Here is a 19,466-nt window from a genome sequence, read left to right on the forward strand (position 1 = left end):
CCCGAATGGTTCTGAAGGCCAGATAAATCGACGGTTGTAACGGTTTTTTGCGGCAGAGAGATCCCAACGATCCAGATCCATCTTCCATTCCCATGATCAGAGAGAACGAGATGATTCCTAAAGAGGCAAGAATCGACGTAGCGCTTGAACGGTACCTGGCTGCCACGCCTTCCTTGCAAGAGGAAATCAGCGCCCTGAGCCCCGAAGAACAGAAGCAGCAAGCGCAATGGGCGTTTGAGGACGAGGCAGAGTCTCGCGGCATCGAGCCGTGGGAACTGGTGCTCGATCTGGTGGCCGAGACACCGGAGGAACTGAAGGCTATGCGCCTGGAGGTGCATCAGGAGGTTGCTGAAGCGCTGGGCATGGACCTTGAGGATTATCTGCAGCTCAACGAGATCGACAGTTGAGCCCGACGCCAGCCTTAATCAGGCTGGCGTTTTTCATGGATCAGATGCTCAGCCGCATGGACAGGTCCAGGGCTTTCACATCCTTGGTCATGGCACCGATGGAAATGTAGTCCACCCCGGTTTCGGCAATCGGGCGCAAGGTGCTTTCGTTGATTCCCCCGCTGGCTTCCAGCTTGGCCTTGCCGGCATTCAGACGCACAGCTTCGCGCATATCGTCCAGGCTCAGTTCATCGAGCATGATGATGTCGGCACCGGCTGCCAGGGCTTCCTTCAACTCCCCAAGACTTTCCACTTCCACTTCCACCGGCTTGCCCGGGGCGATCTTGTGGGCGGCGCTGATGGCCTGGGCGATGCCGCCACAGGCGGCGATGTGGTTCTCCTTGATCAGGAAGGCGTCATACAGACCGATACGGTGGTTGTGGCAGCCGCCGCAGGTAACCGCGTACTTCTGTGCCAGGCGCAGGCCGGGAAGGGTCTTGCGGGTATCCAGCAGCTTGACCTGGGTATCGGTGACAAAGTCGGCCAGATAACGGGCGCGGGTGGCCACGCCGGACAGCAGTTGCAGGAAGTTCAGAGCGCTGCGTTCGCCGGTGAGCAGTGAGCGGGCCGGGCCTTCCAGGTGGAACAGCGCCTGGTTGGGGACCACCCGCTCGCCGTCAGCCACTTGCCAGTGCACGGCAACCCGCGGGTCCAGTTGGCGGAACACCGCATCCACCCAGGCTGTACCAGCGACGACCGCCGCTTCGCGAGTGATGATGGTGGCTTTGGCCAGGCGTTCGGCCGGGATCAGTTGCGCGGTGATGTCGCCGCTGCCGATGTCCTCCAGCAACGCGCGGCGCACGTTGGCTTCGATTTCGGCGGTCAGGTCGGCGAGGCGTAGATTCGGCATAACGGGCTCCACAAACTAAGTGCGCCGATTATAGGGGCATGGGATCGGCGAACCCAAGGTGGCAAATCTCGGCGAGTCTTTGACGAACCTGTCTTTCGTCGATTTGTCTGATAAGCAAGAGTGATTTTTCTAGTTTGCCTGAGGGTTATTTCCGGATAGGTGGCAGAGTCTGCTGGCGCAAGAGGGGACTTTTACAAGATAATATGACTTGTAATTGACGTCATAGCTTTGACGTGTCTTTGGCTCCCCCCTAAATAAAGTGCAGTGGAATGCATTTGCCTCCGCTGAGAGCCGACTGTGAGCGCCGTCGGCTTGACTGAACCTTGATTTCGAACCGAAGAAACACCTTTCCAGGAGGCTTGGATGCACAACGACGGGAATGTAGTGCCTTTGCACAAGGCGGCTACAGATCAGGCGACCGCTTCGCCGCTTGCCCGCCTGCCGGTGATTCTGCTTCAGGTTCGAGACAAGGCCGCCCAGCAGCTGCGTCACGGTTTACAGGAACTGTTCGATAACGCCGACGACACGCTGTTCGAAATGGCCGATCGGGCGCAGAACAATGTCGAGCAGAACACCCTGTTTGAGGCCATGCGCGATCTGCGCTTGAAGCGCAAAAGCATCGAACGCGGTTTTCTGGAAAAGTTTTTCGAAGCCTTCGCTGGCCTGGTGCAGTACGACCCGGCCCTGGTCATTCCCCATTCGGTGGCTTACGACCCTTCTCTTGACCCTTCCCGGGATGATCTGGAAAAGACCGTGGCCGTGGATGCCATGGTGGCCAAGGTTCTCAACCGGGACGGCTTCGCCCTCGGGCAACTGACGGCGCGCCTGGGCGTGCTGCTGGGCCGGCGCTTGGCGGATGCGGAAAACCCTCTGGCTCCGGCGCTGCTCTGTGAGTACTTCCTCCAGGCCGGACGCAGTTTGGGGGTGGAGATCAAGGTCAAGTTGATCATCCTCAAGCTGTTCGAGCGGTACGTGCTCAGTGATGCCGAACTGCTCTATGGCGAAGCCAACCAACTGTTGATCGCCACTGGAATCCTGCCGGAGCTGATGCCGGCCCCGGCGCGCCGGGCCTCGGATCGAGCCCAGTCTGAAGCCCAGACCGCCACTGCCGATGGCGGTGCGCACAAACCGGGTCAGAGCCCGCTCGACGAGAGTGTGCAGGAAGTCTTCGCGGCCTTGCAGACACTGCTCCTGCATGTGCGTGGCAGCGTTGCCCCGACCCTTGAGGCCAGCGCCGAAACCCAACCGATTTCGACCCGTGACCTTATGCGCCTGCTGTCCCATCTGCAGCAATACGTGCCGGCCCCCAGTGCCCAGGAAGATTTCGACCTGCGCAATCAGCTGGAACAACTGCTCACCCGGGTCAGCGTCAAGAGCGGCAAGTCCCGGGTCGTGGATGTTGCCGACGAGGATGTGATCAACCTGATTGCCATGCTCTTCGAGTGCATCCTTGACGACCGTAATCTGCCGGAGTCCCTCAAGGCGCTGATCGGCCGCCTGCAGATTCCCATGCTCAAGGTGGCGGTGCTGGACAAGAGTTTCTTCAGTCGCGGCAACCACCCAGCGCGGCGCCTGCTCAATGAAATCGCTGCCGCAGCGATGGGCTGGGGTGGCTGCGATGACCATCAGCGCGACAGCCTGTATCTGCGAATCGAACAAGTGGTGCAACGCCTGCTGAGCGAATTCACCGACGACCCGGCGATCTTTTCCGAGCTGCTGGCCGATTTTCTCGCCTTTACCGCCGACGAACGACGTCGTGCCGAGTTGCTGGAGCAGCGCACCCGAGACGCCGAGGAGGGGCGGGCCAAGGCGGAGCTGGCGAGACGGCGGGTGGAACAGGCACTCAATGAAGCGCTGCTGGGCAAGGTGCTGCCGCACACAGTGGTGGATTTTGTTCGCGATGCCTGGAGCCAGGTGCTGTTGCTCAGTTGCCTGAAGCACGGTGATGACTCTGCCGAATGGCGCACTGCTGAGGGCGTCATGCGCGAGCTGATCTGGAGTGTGCAACGCCACGAGCAGCCGGACACCGCAATGCGCCTGCTGGCCCTGGTGCCGGGACTGCTCAAGGGCCTGCGAGACGGTTTGAGCAGCGCAGCTTTCGATCCTTTTGCCACTAGCGAATTCTTCAGCCAGCTGGAGCTTCTGCACCTGCAGGCATTCGAGCGTGAAGCCCAGGCACCGCAACAGCGAGTGGTGCCCCTGGGGGCCGAGCCTAGCGATCTGATCGTGGTGGCCCAGGAGATCGTCCTGCCCAGCGCCGAAGAAGGCCCTCTGGAGGCCGCTCCGCTGGCTCTGCCGGCCAATGACCCCGGTGTGTTGCAAGTGGAGCAACTGCGCTTGGGGGCCTGGGTCGAGTTTCAGGAGGACGAGGACAATACCTTGCGCTGCAAACTGGCGGCGATTGTTCCCCATCCCGTGGCCAAGTACGTATTCGTCAACCGCACCGGAATGAAAGTCCTGGAGCGCACGCGCATGGGCCTGGCCCTGGAGTTTCATCGCGGCGCGGTGCGGGCGCTGGACGATACCTTGCTGTTCGATCGGGCCCTGGAATCGGTGATCGGCAATCTGCAGCGACTCAATCACGGCAAGTGATCGCAACCCGAGGGGGTAACGCGGCATACTGGGCCACTCAAGGCTTTAGTTGAAGGAATCGGTATGCGGCTGGACCCTGCCACGGGTTGGTGTCACGGCGTACGGCACTGCCCGTCAGTCAATTTCAATGAACGCCCGGCAGGCGAGATCTCCCTGTTGGTGATTCATAACATCAGTCTGCCGCCGGGGCAGTTCGGCACCGGCAAGGTGCAGGAATTCTTCCAGAATCGCCTTGATGTCACAGAGCATCCCTATTTTGCCGGGATCGCCGACTTGCGCGTGTCTGCGCATTTTCTGATCGAACGTGACGGCGCGGTCACTCAGTTTGTCTCTTGTCTGGATCGGGCCTGGCATGCCGGCGTGTCGAGCTTCGAGGGGCGGGACACCTGCAACGATTTTTCCCTGGGCATTGAACTGGAGGGCACTGACGAATTGCCCTTCACCGACGCCCAGTACCGTTCCCTGAGTGCCCTGACCAAACAATTACAGGCGGCTTTCTGCGCCATCACGCCACAACGGATTTGTGGTCATAGCGACATCGCTCCCGGGCGCAAGACCGACCCGGGCCAGGCTTTTGACTGGGCACGTTATCGTGCCGCCTTGGAGAAGGGAGAAGGACAATGAGTTTTCTGGTGTTGCTGCTGGCGGTGTGGATCGAGAAATTCTCGGCCTTGCGCCAGCGGGTGCAGCGCGACGGTTGGTGGCTGAAGGAGTTGGCGCGGTTGGAGGCCAGTCCGCGTCTGGCGGGGCATCCATGGTGCCTGTTGCTGGTGCTGGTATTGCTGCCGGTGGCTTTGCTCGGTCTCTTGCTGCTGGTGCTGGAGCCGGTCACCTATGGACTGTTGGCCCTGCCGGTGCATCTGCTGGTGGTGATCTACGCTCTGGGCCGGGGCGATCTGCTCGGTGGCCTCGGGCCGTTTCGCGATGCCTGGCGCCGTGAAGACCTGCAAGCAGCGGTGCATGTGGCCAAGCGTGACCTGAACATTGACGCCGACAATGGCGAGCAACTGCTGGAACGGGTCCAGGGCTATCTGCTGTGGCAGGCCTTCCAGAGCTTCTTCGTGGTGATCTTCTGGTACTTCCTGCTGGGCCCGGTGGCGGCCTTGAGCTATCGCCTGCTGGCGTTGGCTGCCGAGCACGGCAAGAATCCCGCCCTGGTGGAGCGTGCGGCGCAGTTGCGCCATGCCTTCGACTGGTTGCCGGTGCGCCTGCTGGCGGCGAGCTTCGCCCTGGTGGGCAACTTCGTGGCCGTGAGCCGGGTGATGCTCCACGAGTTGCTCAACTGGCACATCAGCGCCGCGCAACTGGTAGAGAAGGTCGGCCTGGTGGCCGCCGAGATTCCTCCCCCTTTGGCCGGGCCCGAAGGCATCAATAGCCTGGACCGCATCTGGGAGCTGCAGCTGCGGGCGGCCGTGCTCTGGTACGCCGGTTTTGCCCTGTGGACCGTTCTCGCCTGAATCTGTGCCCCTGGCGCAGCGAGCCAGTCTGGCTCGCTGCGCCAGCCCGGGCCACGGGCTCGATCCACCGCCCCGATCCACCGCCCATGCGCGGTTAACTTTAAGTTACAAAACCTCCCCCGAAATTGAGCTATACAGACGGAGCGCCGAATAGTGGCTTTCTGCTGCCTTCGCCTGCCGGCCCATAACAATAAAAGAAAAGGGAGACTTCCTTGTGAAGAGCTTGCTCTATCCCGCTGTCGCGCTGATGAACCGCCTGAGCTTCGGCATGAAGTTCAGCCTGATCAGCGTGCTGTTCTTTGTGCCCATGCTGGTGACCAACTTCTATCTGGTACGCGACTCCTACCGGGAGTTCCAGGGCACCCGGGTCGAACTGCAAAGTCTCGACCTGTTGGGCAGCAGCCTGGCCCTGCGCCGGGACCTGGAGACCCTCAACAACCTGGTGCAGATCAACGCCAGCCTTGGTCAGTCCGGCAAGGCAGGGGATCTGGAGGGCAAGATAGTCGCCCTGGAAAAGTCCGTGCTCGAGCGCATGCAGGCTCTTGAGGCCGTCACTGTCGATCCCCAGCAGGTCGAGGTGTTCAACGCCAAGCGCGACGAGCTGGTGGCGGCCTTCAAGGCCCAGCAGGTGGAAAGCTCGCTGCTGAACAAAAGCGGGCTGATCGGCAAGCTGCTGGGCAGCGCGCAACTGTTCAGCCAGATCATCGCCAGCCAGTCGGGCCTGAGCCGCGATGCTCAGGGCGATATCCGCCAGCTCAGCGAGCTGATCACCAGCGTCACCCCGCAAGTCACCCAGACCCTGGGAGAAGGTCGGGCCATGGGCGCCTATTCCCTGGGCCAGGGTTTTCTCAACTCTTCATCCAGCACCCGCTTCGACGAGCTGCTGGTGCAGATCGAAAAGCTTCAGGCCGAGTACGGACTCAAGCTGCAGGATGCCCTGGGCTCCAGCCGCGCCGCCCACGACGCCCTGGACAGCCTGGCCAGTGCCAGCAAAGGCAGCCTCAAGCAGGCCAGCGAACTGTTCGAAGAGCAGGTGGTGATGGCCGATACCCTGGACGCGCCCTGGCAGGGGTTCTACGACCAGATCAGCAGCCTGATGGCGCAGACCTATCAACTCAACGAAGGCACCTTGAAGTTCCTTGATGTCGAGCTGCAAAAACGCCTGGAGCAGAACCGCAGCCACATGGTGCTGCTGGTAGCGGCCCTGGCCCTGGTGTTTCTCTCCATCGTTTATCTGTACGGCGGCTTCTATGCCTCCACCCGCACCACCCTGCGCCAACTGGGGGCGATGATGGACAAGGTGGCGGCGGGGGACATGACCGTCACCTTCACCGCCCACAGCCGTGATGAGCTGGGCGAACTGGGCAGTGTGTTCAACGGCACGGTGCGCAAGATCCACGACCTGATCGAACGGGTCGGCCATACCGTCAGCGAAGTGGAGCGCCAGGCCGGACAGGTGGAAAGCGTCTCGGCCCAGAGCAACCAGGCCGTGGCCGGCCAGCGCAGCCAGATCGAACAAGTGGCCACGGCCATGAACCAGATGTCCGCCACCTCCCAGGAAGTGGCCCGCAGCGCGGCGGCGGCAGTCAGCAGTGCCCACAGCGTCAACGACGAAACCATCAGCGGCCGTGGGCTGGTGGAGTCCCAGCAAGACAGCATTGCTCGCCTGGCCAGCGAGATCGATCAGTCGGTGCGGGTGATCAACCAGTTGGCCAGCGACAGCCAGTCCATCAGTCGGGTGCTGGAAGTGATCAAGAGCATTGCCGAACAGACCAACCTGCTGGCCCTGAATGCCGCCATCGAGGCCGCCCGCGCCGGCGAGCAAGGCAGGGGCTTTGCCGTGGTGGCCGATGAAGTGCGGACCCTGGCCAAGCGCACTCAGCAATCCACCGAAGAAATCGAGGAGATGATCGGCAAGCTCCACGGCGGCGTCGGCGCGGCGGTCAAGGCCATGGGCAGCAGTCACGCCATGGCCAATGGCACGGTCGACCAGTCGGAAAAGGTTCAGCAGGCCCTGGAAAACATCCTGGGTGCTGTAGGCATGATCGTCGACCAGAACCAGCAGATCGCCGCCGCCGTGGAGCAGCAAACGGCAGTGGCCCATGACATTGACCAGAACATTGTCGAGATCAATCGCGCCGGTGAACGCACTGCCGAAGGCGCGCACCAGACCGAGGATGCCAGCCGCCAGCTGTCGGCCCAGGTGGTGCAGTTGAAACAGTTGATTGGGGCTTTCCGCGTCTGACCGGGGAGGAGGCGATCGTTACGGCGTGCCTGAGGGCCAGCCGAACAGCTCGCAGGCATTACCGGTGCTGGCCCTGGCCAGTTGCTCGGGAGCGATACCGATGATGTCTGCCAGGGCGCTGCAGATCGCCGGTAGATGCTGCGGACTGTTGCGCTGGCCGGGAAACATGGCGGGCGCCATGTCCGGCGAGTCGGTCTCCAGCACCACAGAGTCCAGGGGCAGGTCGGCCAGGACCTTGCGCAGGCGCAATGCCTGAGGCCAGGTAGCGGCGCCGCCCAGGCCCAGCTTGAACCCCAGCTTGATGTATTCCCGGGCTTCCTCGCGGCTGCCGGCAAAGGCGTGGATGATGCCGCCGCGCTTGAGCTTGAAACGCTTCAAGGTGGCGATCACCGCCGCGTGACTGCGCCGCACGTGCAGCAGGGCGGGCAAATGAAAGTCCGCCGCCAGCTGCAACTGGGCCTCGAACAGCGATTGCTGGCGCTCGCGGTCCAATTGCGCAAGAAAGTAATCCAGGCCGATCTCGCCCACCGCGCACAGCTGGGGATGCCCTGCCAATCGCGTCAGCCAGTCCCCCAGTTGCTGGAGGTCGGCGGGTTGATGAACGTCCAGATAGACCGGGTGCAGGCCAAAGGCGGCGTGCAACTGTGGGGCGCGTTGCACCAGATCCCAGACGCGCTGCCAATTGGCCTGATAGACCCCCAGCACCACCATTCGCGAGACGCCCCGGGCGCGGCTGTCGGCCAGCAGCGCCTCACGGTCGTCGTCGAAATCCGGAAAATCCAGATGGGTGTGGGTGTCGATCAGTTCCACGGTTCAAGCCTGCCGGATGCGCTGTTTGAAGGTCCGGGCGATGGCCTGGACGCCGGGCTGGTATTGCCCTTCTTCGATGGCGGCCAGGGCCAGTTGCAGGGCTTTCTCGGCGATCAGCTGGTGCTGCTGGGCCATGGCGTTGACCGGCAGCGGCAAGAAGTCCAGCAACTGGGTATCACCGAAGGTGCCCAGGCGCAGCGGCCGGGATTTGAGCGGGAAGTCGTGCAAAGCGTCGAACACCCCCTGCAGCAGCACATAGGAGGTGGTCACCAGGGCATCCGGCAGGTGCCCCAGGCGCTGTAGCAACTCTTCCATCAACTGCCGGCCGCAATCACGACTGAAGGCTTCGCCGTGCTCGATCAGCACCTCACCGCCGAAGCCTTGCAGGGCCTGGCGGAAACCAGCGGCGCGCTCCTGGCTGATGCTCAGTTCCGGGCGCGCGCCGATCAGCACGATCTGCTTGGGCTCGGGCTCAAGCAGGCTCTGGGTCAGCTGCAGGCTGGCGTGCAGGTCGTCGCTGATCACCGAGCAGAACAGCTCGGACGGCATCACCCGGTCGATGGCGATGATCGGCAAGCCCTGGGCCTGCAATTGCTCATAGCTGTCGTCTTCCGGCGGCAGGCAGCTGGCGACGAACAGCGCATCGCAACGCCGCGCGCGAAATAGTTGGAGCAATTGCCGCTCGCTGTCCGGCGCATCGTCGGAGCTGGCGATCAGCAACTGATAACCCCGGGCCCGAGCACCTTGCTCCAGCAGCTTGGCGATGCGCGCGTAGCTGGGGTTTTCCAGGTCCGGAAGAATGAACCCCAAGGTCCGGGTGTGGCGGCTGCGCAAGCCGGCGGCCTGGGGGTTGGGGGTGAAGCCGTGTTCCTCCACCACCGCGCGCACCCGTTCCACGGTGGCGTTGCTGATGCGTTGTTGTTCGGCCTTGCCGTTGATGACGTAACTGGCGGTGGTGACGGACACACCGGCCAGGCGAGCGATATCACTGAGTTTCAACCCGGGATTTCCTTGTTTTTGGTGCTTGCCCCGACATTTTCGCCAATCCTACCTGATCTGGGCAGGCGACCAACGTCGGAACCGGCCATCGAGCAGAAGGACTTCAAGGCGCCGAGATTATCGAGTAACTTAGCAAACTTGCTAGATTAAACGTTTCAGCAGGCGTATTTTCTAGGCTAGATCATAAACGGAAAACTGCCCCTGCCCGGTAACAAGTCCCGTTTGTGGCCCTAAACACGCCTACGCTGCTTACTTAAAACAATACCTAGCGCCGCCCCCTGCCGCGCTAAATAGGAGAAGCCATGCTCGAGCTCACTGTAGAGCAGATATCCATGGGCCAAACGGCTGTGGATAAGTCCGCGGCGCTGCATTTGCTGGCCGACAAACTGGTGGCTGACGGCCTGGTGGCCGAAGGTTATCTGGCCGGCCTCAAGGCCCGCGAAGCCCAGGGCTCGACCTTTCTCGGCCAAGGCATCGCCATCCCCCACGGCACCCCGGAAACCCGCGATCAGGTGTTTGCCACCGGCGTGCGCCTGCTGCAGTTTCCCGACGGCGTGGACTGGGGCGACGGGCAGATCGTCTACCTGGCCATCGGCATCGCGGCCAAATCCGACGAGCATTTGCGCCTGCTGCAACTGCTGACCCGGGCCCTGGGGGAAACCGACCTGGGCCAGGCCCTGCGTCGTGCCAGTTCCCCGGAGGCCCTGCTCAAGCTGTTGCAGGGCGCGCCCCAGGAACTGGCGCTGGACGCGCAGATGATCGGCCTCGGGGTTGCGGCGGAAGACTTCGAAGAGCTGGTCTGGCGCGGCGCGCGCCTGCTGCGCCAGGCCGAATGCGTGAGCAACGGCTTTGCCGCGGTGCTGCAACAGGTGGATGCGCTGCCCCTGGGCGACGGCCTGTGGTGGTTGCACAGCGAGCAGACCGTGCTGCGCCCGGGGCTGGCGTTCGTCACCCCGGACAAACCCATTCGTTACCTGGGTCAGCCCCTGAGCGGCCTGTTCTGCCTGGCCAGCCTGGGAGAAGCTCATCAAGCCTTGCTGGAGCGTTTGTGCGCGCTGTTGATCGAAGGCCGGGGCCAGGAACTGGGCCGCGCCACCAGCCGTCGCGCGGTGCTGGAAGTGCTCGGCGGTGAGTTGCCGGCGGACTGGCCCAGCGCCCGCATCGCCCTGGCCAATGCCCACGGCCTGCATGCCCGCCCGGCCAAGGAATTGGCGCAGTTGGCGAAGAATTTCGAGGGCGAGATCCGCATCCGTATCGCCGATGGCGCAGCTTCGGCGGTCTCGGTGAAAAGCCTGAGCAAACTGCTGAGCCTCGGTGCTCGACGCGGCCAGGTGCTGGAGCTGATTGCTGAACCGAGCATTGCCGCTGATGCCTTGCCGGCCCTGCTGGCGGCCATCGAAGCCGGCCTCGGGGAAACCGTTGAGCCCCTGCCGGCGGCCAGCGCTCCCCGGGAAGAACCGCAGGAAGTCGTGGTGCCGCTCAGCGCCCCGGCCTCCGGCAGCCTGATCCAGGCCATCGCCGCCGCTCCCGGCATCGCCATCGGCCCGGCCCACATCCAGGTTCAGCAAGCCATCGACTACCCGCTGCGGGGTGAGTCCACCGCCATCGAGCGCCAGCGCCTGCAGCAGGCCCTGGCCGACGTGCGCCAGGACATCGATGGGCTGGTCCAGCGCAGCAAGTCCAAGGCCATTCGCGAGATCTTCATCACCCACCAGGAAATGCTCGACGACCCCGAGCTGACCGACGAGGTGGACACCCGCCTCAAGCAGGGCGAAAGCGCGGAAGCGGCTTGGATGACCGTGATCGAAACCGCCGCCAAACAACAGGAAGCCCTGCAGGACGCCTTGCTCGCCGAACGTGCCGCCGACCTGCGGGACATCGGCCGCCGGGTACTGGCCCAGCTGTGCGGCATCGAAACCCCGGCCGAGCCGGACCAGCCCTACATCCTGGTGATGGACGAAGTCGGACCCTCGGACGTCGCGCGCCTCGATCCGGTCCGGGTCGCAGGCATTCTCACCGCCCGCGGCGGCGCCACCGCCCACAGCGCCATCGTCGCCCGGGCCCTGGGCATTCCGGCCCTGGTGGGCGCGGGCGCCAGCGTGCTGCTGATCAAGTCCGGCACGCCCTTGCTGCTGGACGGCCAGCGCGGTCGCCTGCATGTCGACGCTGATAGCCACACCCTGCAGCGGGCCGCCGAGGAACGTGACACCCGCGAGCAACGCCTCAAGGCCGCCGCCGAGCAACGCCATCAACAGGCCCATACCACGGACGGTCATGCCGTCGAGGTGTTCGCCAATATCGGTGAAAGCGCCGGTGTCGCCGCCGCTGTGGAAAACGGCGCCGAAGGCATCGGCCTGCTGCGCACCGAACTGATCTTCATGGCCCATCCCCAGGCCCCGGACGAAGCCACCCAGGAAGCCGAATACCGCCGCGTACTCGACGGCCTTGCCGGGCGTCCGCTGGTGGTGCGTACCCTGGATGTGGGCGGTGACAAACCGCTGCCTTACTGGCCGATCGCCAAGGAAGAAAACCCCTTCCTCGGCGTGCGCGGCATCCGCCTGACTCTGCAGCGGCCGCTGATCATGGAAGCGCAATTGCGCGCCCTGCTGCGCTCGGCGGACAACCGCCCGCTGCGGATCATGTTCCCCATGGTCGGCAGCGTCGAAGAATGGCGCCAGGCCCGGGACATGACCGAGCGCCTGCGCCAGGAAATTCCCGTGGCCGACCTGCAACTGGGGATCATGATCGAAGTGCCGTCCGCCGCCCTGCTGGCGCCGGTGCTGGCCAAGGAAGTGGACTTCTTCAGCGTCGGCACCAACGACCTGACCCAATACACCCTGGCCATCGACCGTGGCCACCCGACGCTCTCTGCCCAGGCCGATGGCCTGCACCCGGCGGTGCTGCAACTGATCGACATCACCGTGCGTGCCGCCCATGCCCACGGCAAATGGGTCGGGGTCTGCGGCGAACTGGCGGCCGATCCGCTGGCGGTGCCGGTGCTGGTGGGTCTGGGGGTGGATGAACTGAGCGTCTCCGGGCGCAGCATCGCCGAGGTCAAGGCGCGGATTCGCGAACTCAGCCTGACCCAGGCGCAAACCCTTGCTCAACAGGCTTTGGCCGTCGGCAGCGCCCACGAAGTGCGTGCCCTAGTGGAGGCCATGTAATGGCGAAGATTCTCACCCTGACCCTCAATCCGGCGCTGGACCTCACTGTCCAGATGGCGCACCTGGAGGCGGGGCAGGTCAACCGCAGCGATGCCATGCACACCCATGCCGCAGGCAAGGGCCTGAACGTGGCCCAGGTGCTGGCCGACCTCGGTCATCAACTGACCGTCAGTGGCTTTCTCGGGGAAAACAATCCACAGGCGTTTGACGCGTTGTTCGCCCAGCGCGGGTTTGTCGATGCCTTTATCCGCGTGCCCGGCGACACCCGCAGCAACATCAAGCTGGCCGAAAGCGACGGGCGCATTACCGATATCAACGGCCTTGGGCCCGAGGTCAGCGAGGCGGCGCAACAGGCCTTGCTTGAGCGCCTGGAGCAGATCGCTCCCGGGCATGACGCGGTGGTGGTGGCCGGCAGCTTGCCGCGAGGCGTCAGCCCCGAATGGTTCCAGGCGCTGTTGCTGCGCCTGAAAAGCCTGGGCCTGAAGGTCGCCCTCGACACCAGCGGCGCCGCCTTGCGCGCCGGCCTGACGACGGGCCCCTGGTTGATCAAGCCCAACACTGAAGAACTGGCAGATGCCCTGGGCAGCCCGGTGCTTGGCGTGGCGGTGCAGGCCGAGGCGGCGCGTCTTCTGCAGGCCCAGGGCGTCGAGCACGTGGTGATTTCTCACGGCGCCGAAGGGGTGAACTGGTTTAGCGCCGGACTGTCCTTGCAGGCCCAGCCGCCCAAGGTCAGCGTGGTCAGCACCGTGGGCGCTGGCGACTCGCTGCTGGCGGGCATGCTCCACGGCCTGCTCGGCGTCCAGCCGTTCGAACAGACCCTGCGCACCGCCACGGCGATTGCCGCCATGGCCGTGACCCAGATCGGTTTCGGCATCAGCGACAGGGCCCAACTGGCCCGGCTGGAGCAGGGGGTGCGCGTGCATCCCCTCCTAGAACAATAAGAGGGTTGCGTATGAAGTTAGCCATTATTACCGCCTGCCCCAACGGCATGGTCACCAGCGTGCTCTGTGCCCGCCTGCTGGACGCTGCGGCCCAGCGCCAGGGCTGGAGTACCAGCGTTGAAGTGCACGATGACGCACACCCCGAGCGCCAACTGTCAGCGGCCACCCTTGAGGCCGCCGAGTGGGTGCTGGTCGTCAGCACCGGGCCTGTGGACCTGTCGCGTTTTGTCGGCAAGCGGGTCTACCGCAGCACTCCGTCCCAGGCTCTGCAGGACGTCGACGCGGTGCTGCGTCGCGGCGCCGAAGAGGCTCAGATCCATGTCGCCACCGAGGCCAGTGCCGAGCCGGTGGTCGAGGCGGGCAAACGCGCGCCGCGCCTGGTGGCGATCACCGCCTGCCCGACCGGTGTGGCTCACACCTTCATGGCCGCCGAGGCCTTGCAGCAGACCGCCAAGCGCCTGGGCTACGACCTGCAAGTGGAAACCCAGGGCTCGGTGGGCGCCCGTAACCCGCTGAGCGCCGAAGCCATCGCCGCCGCCGACGTGGTGCTGCTGGCGGCGGACATCGAAGTGGCCACCGAGCGTTTTGCCGGCAAGCGCATCTACCGCTGCGGCACCGGCGTGGCTTTGAAACAGTCCGAGGCGACCCTGAACAAGGCCTTGGCCGAGGGCCAGCTGGAGTCCACGGCTGCCGGCGCCCAGGCAGCGGCCAAGCAGGAAAAGACCGGGGTCTACAAACACCTGCTGACTGGCGTGTCGTTCATGCTGCCGATGGTGGTAGCGGGCGGCTTGATGATTGCCCTGTCCTTCGTCTTCGGCATTACCGCCTTCAAAGAAGAGGGCACCCTGGCCGCGGCCTTGATGCAGATCGGCGGCGAGACTGCCTTCAAGTTGATGGTGCCGCTGCTGGCCGGTTACATCGCCTACTCCATCGCCGACCGGCCGGGTCTGGCGCCGGGGATGATCGGCGGCCTGCTCGCCAGCACCCTGGGCGCGGGTTTTATCGGCGGCATCGTCGCCGGGTTTCTGGCCGGTTATGCGGCCAAGGCGATCAGCCAATATGTGCGACTGCCGCAAAGCCTGGAGGCGTTGAAACCGATCCTGATCATCCCGCTGCTGGCCAGTCTGTTTACCGGGCTGGTGATGATCTACGTGGTGGGCAAACCGGTGGCGGGCATGCTCGCGGCGCTGACCCACTTCCTCGACAGCATGGGCACCACCAACGCCATTCTGCTGGGGGTGCTGCTGGGCGGGATGATGTGCGTCGACCTGGGCGGGCCGATCAACAAGGCGGCCTATGCGTTTTCGGTGGGGCTGCTGGCCTCCCAGAGTTATGCACCGATGGCCGCGACCATGGCTGCGGGCATGGTGCCGCCGATTGGCTTAGGGATTGCCACCTTCATTGCCCGACGCAAATTTGCCCAGACCGAACGCGAAGCCGGCAAGGCGGCGCTGGTGTTGGGGTTGTGCTTTATCTCCGAAGGGGCGATTCCGTTTGCCGCCAAAGATCCACTGCGGGTGATTCCGGCGAGCATTGCTGGCGGCGCGCTGACCGGGGCTTTGTCGATGTACTTTGGCTGCAAGCTGATGGCGCCCCATGGGGGCCTGTTCGTCATGCTGATCCCGAATGCCATCAACCATGCGTTGCTGTACCTGCTGGCGATTGTCGCGGGGAGTTTGCTGACGGCGGTGGTATATGCGGTGGTGAAACGACCAGAGACCGTCGAACTGGCCCTGGAACCGGCCAAGGCGGCCTGACCTCCACGGCACATCCGTTGCGGCGCAATCCCGCAACGGCACCCGTTGTAGCCGCTGCCGCAGGCTGCGAACGCTCTGGGCAGCACTCCGTCGCAGGAGACGCGGCGATCTCAAGGTCGCTGGAAATCATGCGTCCGAATCTTGGTCGATCTTAGCCTTTGGTGGTGTTCACGGTCGGCCAAGTCTCTTTCTTTTGTAAGGCGTTTCCGAGACACTCCTTGGCGCTTGCGGCTGGGTACTCGGCTCACTAGGCTCGGTTCGTCACTGAATGTTCAGTGATCGGGTTTAGCAGCCTGATTCCAAGACACGCAAGTATTGCCCCTGTCCCGGTTGGCTTTTGGCCTGCCGAGTTCTGTTATGGCGGCTGTGCGTGGGGCGCCCTTGGGTGCGCCGGATTCCTTGGACCGGTCTGCTAACCCGCGTACAGCTGCCACCTTACGTTTAGCAGCGTCAGGTGGTGGCTCCATCCCAAGGAGCTACACCATGAAAAAGATCGTCCCCGATCCGCCTGTTTTCCATCCTTCTTCCCGTCGTAATCCAGACCACGATCTGGCCAATGAAGTCATTCGCCATGCGCTGGCCAACACCCGCGTAAACGGCTCGTTGATTGCGGCTCTCCACCCCACCGCCGCGGGTCCTGCGGGCACCGACTCGCCCTTCACCGTCCGCCCCGGCATCAGCGCCGAGGAAGCCTTGCTCCACGTTTCCATGCTACTCAAGGCGGCCGAAGAGGTGTCCGACGAGATCACCGAACATGCCAGCGGCATCGAGCGTGGCCTGATCTGGTCCCTGGTGCATTCGGTGGAAATGGCCCGCGGCGTGGTGGATGCCTTGCTTGATGGCAATCGCTCGGTTCCGTAGTCGAGGTTTCCGCTCTTTTGGCAAGGGGCTTCGGCGCCCTTGCCATTACGTCCAGACGGGTTGTCGTTCAATCGGCGGTCTGGTTCTTCACCATGAGCAAGGCTGCACCCATGGCCATCAGTACCCCGCCAAAGAATCGGCTCTGAACGCTCAGGGCCGATGGGCTGCGCAGATACTGTTGCAGTCGGTTGGCGCTGTAGGCGTAGGTTGTCATCACCAGCGTATCCACCAGGGTCATGGTCATGGCCATGAGTGCAAGTTGAGGGACTAATGGAAGTGCCTGGTTTATGAACTGGGGCAGGATGGCCACCATGAAAATAATGCCCTTTGGATTGGAGACGTTAGTTGCAAATCCGGTGAGGAAGAGTCGAGTGGTCGGGACGCTGGAGTGTCCAGCTTGAGCCTGGCTTTGAGTCCCGGCGCTGCGCCATTGAGCGAGTCCGAGCCAGATCAAGTAGAGGGCGCCAATGACTTTGATCACTCCGAACCAGAATCCGGAGGCCAGTAACACAGAGCCCACTCCCAATCCTGCCAACAAGAGTATGAGCGCGCCACCGGCTTCCAGGCCGGCAATGGTGAAGAGGGTCCGGCGCCAGCCAAGAAGAGTGCCATGACTCATCGCCAGAACAGCGCCGCTGCCTGGAGAGATACAGATGAAGATGCAGGCTATTAAGTAAGTGATCCATGTTTCAGCTTCCACGTTAATCTCCAGTCTTTGGCTGTTATTAAGTTGGCCGGTATTACGATTGCTGGGGTCAGTCCATGTGACTGGGGCGTATGCCCAGTCCGGCAGAGGCATCAATGATGCAACCATGTAATACAGTGGATTCAGGTTCTAATAGTTTGGCGATCCAGTGAGCTATTTCTTCAGGCTGGATAAGACGCCCTTTCGGGAGTTTTTGGACAAAGTGTGCACGCTCTGACGGGCTCAGTTTATTCAGGGTACTGGCCTCAAACATTGATGTTTCGGTCGCTCCAGGGCAGAGGGTGAACACATCGATGCCAGAGTCCGTGTTCTCTGTGGCTATCTGTCTGGCCAGGTAGCTCAGGGCCGCCTTGCTCATTCCGTCGCTGTAGCGAAAGCCGGGAAACGCGGCGATGCCTCCTCCCACCGATGAAATAAAGATTATCTTTGCGTGGTTGTTTTTGATCAGGTTCGGCTTGAGCCGCCGATACAGGGATAGCGGCCCCAAGGCATTGATTTTCAACATGGCCTCATCTAACTGATCTTCAGAAGTATCAGGGCTATTGGCATAGTTGTTTACGCTGGCGGAACCCACACCCGCATTGAAAATAATGCCGTACCAATCTGATATCTCACTAAAGCCGCCAGTGTTGATGGAGTCAGGGTCCGCCATATTCAAATAGTGGGCGAACACCTTGTTGGGAAACTCACTGCATAGTTTCTCAGCGCTTTTTTTTGATCGGCAGTAGGTGAAGTGCATTTCGTAGCCCTTGCTTACCAACAGGCGAATGACTTTTTCGCCTATTCCTTTTCCGCCACCGGTTACCAAAATTCTTTTTTTATTATTCATGTTCGACTCGGTTGGTTGTATCGGAAAGGGCGAGCTTAGCGTGTCGGTTGTTTCGGGTAGGTGGGATCAAACTTGATGTAGAAGTGATTTTTCAGATGCGGCTAGTGATTGTTCTTGTTGTGTTGTAAGGCCGGGTTGCAGGTTAAAGGCGGCTGGCTCCAAGCCTCTTGTCACACCCCCTTCATCCCCGCTGACTAAGGTTGCCTTTTGACCATTGTCAGGGAGTCACCATGAGCGAGTTCAACCTCGGCCGTCGTCGGATCATGCAAATCGCCGGGGCGGGGCTGTTGCTGCCGAGCCTGGCGCCGGCGGTGATTGCTTCGGTCAAGGATCGGCCGCAGCTCACCGATGGAGTGCAGTCCGGGGATCTGCAGGGGGATAAGGCGATGATCTGGAGTCGCACGGATCGCCCGGCGCGGATGGTGGTGGAGTGGGATACGCGAAGCCTGTTCGGCAACCCTCGGCGGTTCATCTCGCCGCTGGCCGATGCGCGCACGGATTTTACCGCGCGGGTGGAATTGACCGGGTTGCCGGCCGATCAGGCGATCTTTTATCGGGTGAGGTTCGAGGATGCCCAGAGCGGTGTGGCCAGTGAGCCGTGGTTCGGCCATTTGCGCAGTGCGCCGACGCAACGCCGGGATATCCGTTTTGTCTGGAGCGGCGACACGGTGGGCCAGGGCTTCGGCATCAACCCGGACATCGGTGGCATGCGCATTTATGAGGCCATGCGCCTGCGTTTGCCGGACTTCTTTATCCACAGCGGCGACACCATCTACGCCGACGGCCCGGTGCCGGCGCAGTTGACCGTGGAGGACGGGCGCGTCTGGCGCAATATCACCACCGAGGCCAAGAGCAAGGTGGCTGAAACCCTCGACGAGTACCGGGGCAATTACCGCTACAACCTGATGGACGAGAACCTGCGTCGCTTCAACGCCGAGGTGCCGCAGATCTGGCAGTGGGACGACCACGAGGTGGTCAACAACTGGTCGCCTGGCAAGCAGTTGGACGAGCGCTACTCCGTTAAGGACATCCAGACCCTGGTGGGCCGCGCGCGTCAGGCGTGGCTGGAGTATGCGCCGATGCGTCGGCAGAGCGCCGATGGCGGCGGGCGGATTTACCGCAAGCTCAGCTATGGGCCGTTGCTGGATGTATTTGTGCTGGACATGCGCAGTTATCGCGGGGCCAACGATGACAACCTCGGTGGCGAGAAACCCTTCCTGGGCCGTGAGCAGCTGGATTGGCTCAAGCGTGAACTCAAGGATTCACAGGCCCAATGGAAAGTGGTGGCGGCGGACATGCCCATTGGCCTCGGCGTGCCCGATGGCGAGGTCAGCCCCGGTGTGGCGCGCTGGGAGGCCGTTGCCAACGGCGACCCGGGACCGGCTCAGGGGCGTGAGTTGGAGATTGCCGAACTGCTGGCGCATCTGCGCAAGCATCAGGTGCGCAACCATGTATGGCTGACGGCGGACGTGCATTATTGTGCCGTTCACCATTACCACCCGGATCGCGCGGCGTTCCAGGATTTCGAGCCGTTCTGGGAGTTTGTTGCGGGCCCGCTGAATGCCGGGAGTTTCGGGCCCAATGTGCTGGATAAAACCTTCGGCCCGGAAGTGGTGTTTCAGAAGGCGCCGCCTGCGCAGAACACTTCGCCCTTTGCCGGTTTCCAGTTCTTTGGCGAAGTGCAGATCGATGGGCAGACGGCAGAGCTGAAGGTGATCCTGCGGGACCTGGATGGCGTGGCGGTGTACGAGCACAACCTGCAACCGGTGTAACCCTCCTCACCAGCATCCCGTTCCGTAGGAGGAGGGG

15 protein-coding genes and 1 pseudogene are annotated in these 19,466 nt (G+C 62.7%); 11 read left to right on the forward strand and 5 right to left on the reverse strand.

Annotated elements, in window-relative coordinates; genetic code table 11:
- Nucleotides 1-110: 110 nt before the first annotated feature.
- Nucleotides 111-407: a DUF6388 family protein gene (locus PQT43_RS00535; protein WP_047283892.1), complete on the forward strand. Its 297-nt coding sequence runs from the start codon at nt 111-113 to the stop codon at nt 405-407.
- 40 nt (nt 408-447) lie between these two features.
- Here PQT43_RS00535 and nadC read toward each other — a convergent pair whose 3' ends face one another.
- The gene (gene nadC / locus PQT43_RS00540) at nt 448-1,296 is read right to left on the reverse strand and encodes a carboxylating nicotinate-nucleotide diphosphorylase (protein WP_102861091.1); all 849 of its coding nucleotides are present in this window, start codon (nt 1,294-1,296) and stop codon (nt 448-450) included.
- 363 nt (nt 1,297-1,659) lie between these two features.
- Between nadC and PQT43_RS00545 the strand changes: the two genes are divergently transcribed.
- The 5 genes and pseudogenes from PQT43_RS00545 to PQT43_RS31260 all read left to right on the forward strand — a co-directional run bounded on the left by PQT43_RS00545 (nt 1,660) and on the right by PQT43_RS31260 (nt 7,590).
- Nucleotides 1,660-3,888 (forward strand): DUF1631 domain-containing protein, encoded by a 2,229-nt coding sequence (locus PQT43_RS00545; protein WP_272753388.1) that lies wholly within the window; start codon nt 1,660-1,662, stop codon nt 3,886-3,888.
- Between the two features lie 63 nt (nt 3,889-3,951).
- Nucleotides 3,952-4,512: a 1,6-anhydro-N-acetylmuramyl-L-alanine amidase AmpD gene (ampD, locus tag PQT43_RS00550; protein ID WP_102861093.1), complete on the forward strand. Its 561-nt coding sequence runs from the start codon at nt 3,952-3,954 to the stop codon at nt 4,510-4,512.
- Nucleotides 4,509-5,345 (forward strand): regulatory signaling modulator protein AmpE, encoded by an 837-nt coding sequence (ampE, locus tag PQT43_RS00555; protein WP_102878335.1) that lies wholly within the window; start codon nt 4,509-4,511, stop codon nt 5,343-5,345. The genes ampD and ampE overlap by 4 nt, the downstream gene beginning before the upstream one ends.
- Before the next feature lie 1,183 nt (nt 5,346-6,528).
- Nucleotides 6,529-6,732 (forward strand): annotated as a pseudogene (locus PQT43_RS31255) (HAMP domain-containing protein); the annotation flags it as partial.
- A 153-nt stretch (nt 6,733-6,885) separates the two neighbouring features.
- A complete protein-coding gene (locus PQT43_RS31260; RefSeq protein WP_372342434.1) occupies nt 6,886-7,590 on the forward strand; it encodes a methyl-accepting chemotaxis protein in 705 nt (234 codons plus the stop codon).
- Nucleotides 7,591-7,608: 18 nt separating this feature from the next.
- Here PQT43_RS31260 and PQT43_RS00565 read toward each other — a convergent pair whose 3' ends face one another.
- Both PQT43_RS00565 and cra read right to left on the reverse strand, forming a co-directional pair.
- Entirely contained in the window at nt 7,609-8,400 is a 792-nt protein-coding gene (locus PQT43_RS00565) for a TatD family hydrolase (RefSeq protein ID WP_267269366.1), read from the reverse strand.
- 3 nt (nt 8,401-8,403) lie between these two features.
- Entirely contained in the window at nt 8,404-9,399 is a 996-nt protein-coding gene (gene cra / locus PQT43_RS00570) for a catabolite repressor/activator (RefSeq protein ID WP_102861097.1), read from the reverse strand.
- 302 nt (nt 9,400-9,701) lie between these two features.
- Between cra and ptsP the strand changes: the two genes are divergently transcribed.
- The 4 genes from ptsP to PQT43_RS00590 all read left to right on the forward strand — a co-directional run bounded on the left by ptsP (nt 9,702) and on the right by PQT43_RS00590 (nt 16,122).
- Complete coding sequence (gene ptsP, locus PQT43_RS00575; RefSeq protein WP_272753389.1) at nt 9,702-12,563, forward strand: phosphoenolpyruvate--protein phosphotransferase; 2,862 nt, start codon at nt 9,702-9,704, stop codon at nt 12,561-12,563.
- The gene (gene pfkB, locus PQT43_RS00580; RefSeq protein ID WP_267269368.1) at nt 12,563-13,504 is read left to right on the forward strand and encodes a 1-phosphofructokinase; all 942 of its coding nucleotides are present in this window, start codon (nt 12,563-12,565) and stop codon (nt 13,502-13,504) included. Before ptsP ends, pfkB begins: the two co-directional genes overlap by 1 nt.
- An 11-nt stretch (nt 13,505-13,515) precedes the next feature.
- Nucleotides 13,516-15,261, forward strand: a complete 1,746-nt coding sequence (locus tag PQT43_RS00585; RefSeq protein ID WP_267269369.1) for a PTS fructose-like transporter subunit IIB — start codon at nt 13,516-13,518, stop codon at nt 15,259-15,261.
- Between the two features lie 483 nt (nt 15,262-15,744).
- Nucleotides 15,745-16,122, forward strand: coding sequence for a DUF6124 family protein (locus PQT43_RS00590; protein WP_110653070.1), 378 nt, complete (start codon nt 15,745-15,747; stop codon nt 16,120-16,122).
- 67 nt (nt 16,123-16,189) lie between these two features.
- Here the strand turns inward: PQT43_RS00590 and PQT43_RS00595 are convergent, their stop codons facing one another.
- Nucleotides 16,190-16,822: a LysE family transporter gene (locus PQT43_RS00595; protein ID WP_272753390.1), complete on the reverse strand. Its 633-nt coding sequence runs from the start codon at nt 16,820-16,822 to the stop codon at nt 16,190-16,192.
- A 55-nt stretch (nt 16,823-16,877) separates the two neighbouring features.
- Entirely contained in the window at nt 16,878-17,657 is a 780-nt protein-coding gene (locus tag PQT43_RS00600) for an SDR family NAD(P)-dependent oxidoreductase (protein ID WP_110653068.1), read from the reverse strand.
- A gap of 230 nt (nt 17,658-17,887) precedes the next feature.
- Between PQT43_RS00600 and PQT43_RS00605 the strand changes: the two genes are divergently transcribed.
- Nucleotides 17,888-19,429, forward strand: coding sequence for an alkaline phosphatase D family protein (locus PQT43_RS00605; RefSeq protein WP_267269370.1), 1,542 nt, complete (start codon nt 17,888-17,890; stop codon nt 19,427-19,429).
- Nucleotides 19,430-19,466: the final 37 nt, after the last annotated feature.

The sequence above is a fragment of the Pseudomonas sp. BLCC-B112 genome (assembly GCF_028550695.1).
Taxonomy (GTDB): domain Bacteria; phylum Pseudomonadota; class Gammaproteobacteria; order Pseudomonadales; family Pseudomonadaceae; genus Aquipseudomonas; species Aquipseudomonas danubii.

Excerpts from the sequence above, each read along its gene's own strand:
- PQT43_RS00535 (WP_047283892.1), top strand. The coding sequence starts at position 111 with ATGATTCCTAAAGAGGCAAGAATCGACGTAGCGCTTGAACGGTACCTG.
- nadC (WP_102861091.1), bottom strand. The coding sequence starts at position 1,296 with ATGCCGAATCTACGCCTCGCCGACCTGACCGCCGAAATCGAAGCCAAC.
- PQT43_RS00545 (WP_272753388.1), top strand. The coding sequence starts at position 1,660 with ATGCACAACGACGGGAATGTAGTGCCTTTGCACAAGGCGGCTACAGAT.
- ampD (WP_102861093.1), top strand. The coding sequence starts at position 3,952 with ATGCGGCTGGACCCTGCCACGGGTTGGTGTCACGGCGTACGGCACTGC.
- ampE (WP_102878335.1), top strand. The coding sequence starts at position 4,509 with ATGAGTTTTCTGGTGTTGCTGCTGGCGGTGTGGATCGAGAAATTCTCG.
- PQT43_RS31260 (WP_372342434.1), top strand. The coding sequence starts at position 6,886 with ATGTCCGCCACCTCCCAGGAAGTGGCCCGCAGCGCGGCGGCGGCAGTC.
- ptsP (WP_272753389.1), top strand. The coding sequence starts at position 9,702 with ATGCTCGAGCTCACTGTAGAGCAGATATCCATGGGCCAAACGGCTGTG.
- pfkB (WP_267269368.1), top strand. The coding sequence starts at position 12,563 with ATGGCGAAGATTCTCACCCTGACCCTCAATCCGGCGCTGGACCTCACT.
- PQT43_RS00585 (WP_267269369.1), top strand. The coding sequence starts at position 13,516 with ATGAAGTTAGCCATTATTACCGCCTGCCCCAACGGCATGGTCACCAGC.
- PQT43_RS00590 (WP_110653070.1), top strand. The coding sequence starts at position 15,745 with ATGAAAAAGATCGTCCCCGATCCGCCTGTTTTCCATCCTTCTTCCCGT.
- PQT43_RS00600 (WP_110653068.1), bottom strand. The coding sequence starts at position 17,657 with ATGAATAATAAAAAAAGAATTTTGGTAACCGGTGGCGGAAAAGGAATA.
- PQT43_RS00605 (WP_267269370.1), top strand. The coding sequence starts at position 17,888 with ATGAGCGAGTTCAACCTCGGCCGTCGTCGGATCATGCAAATCGCCGGG.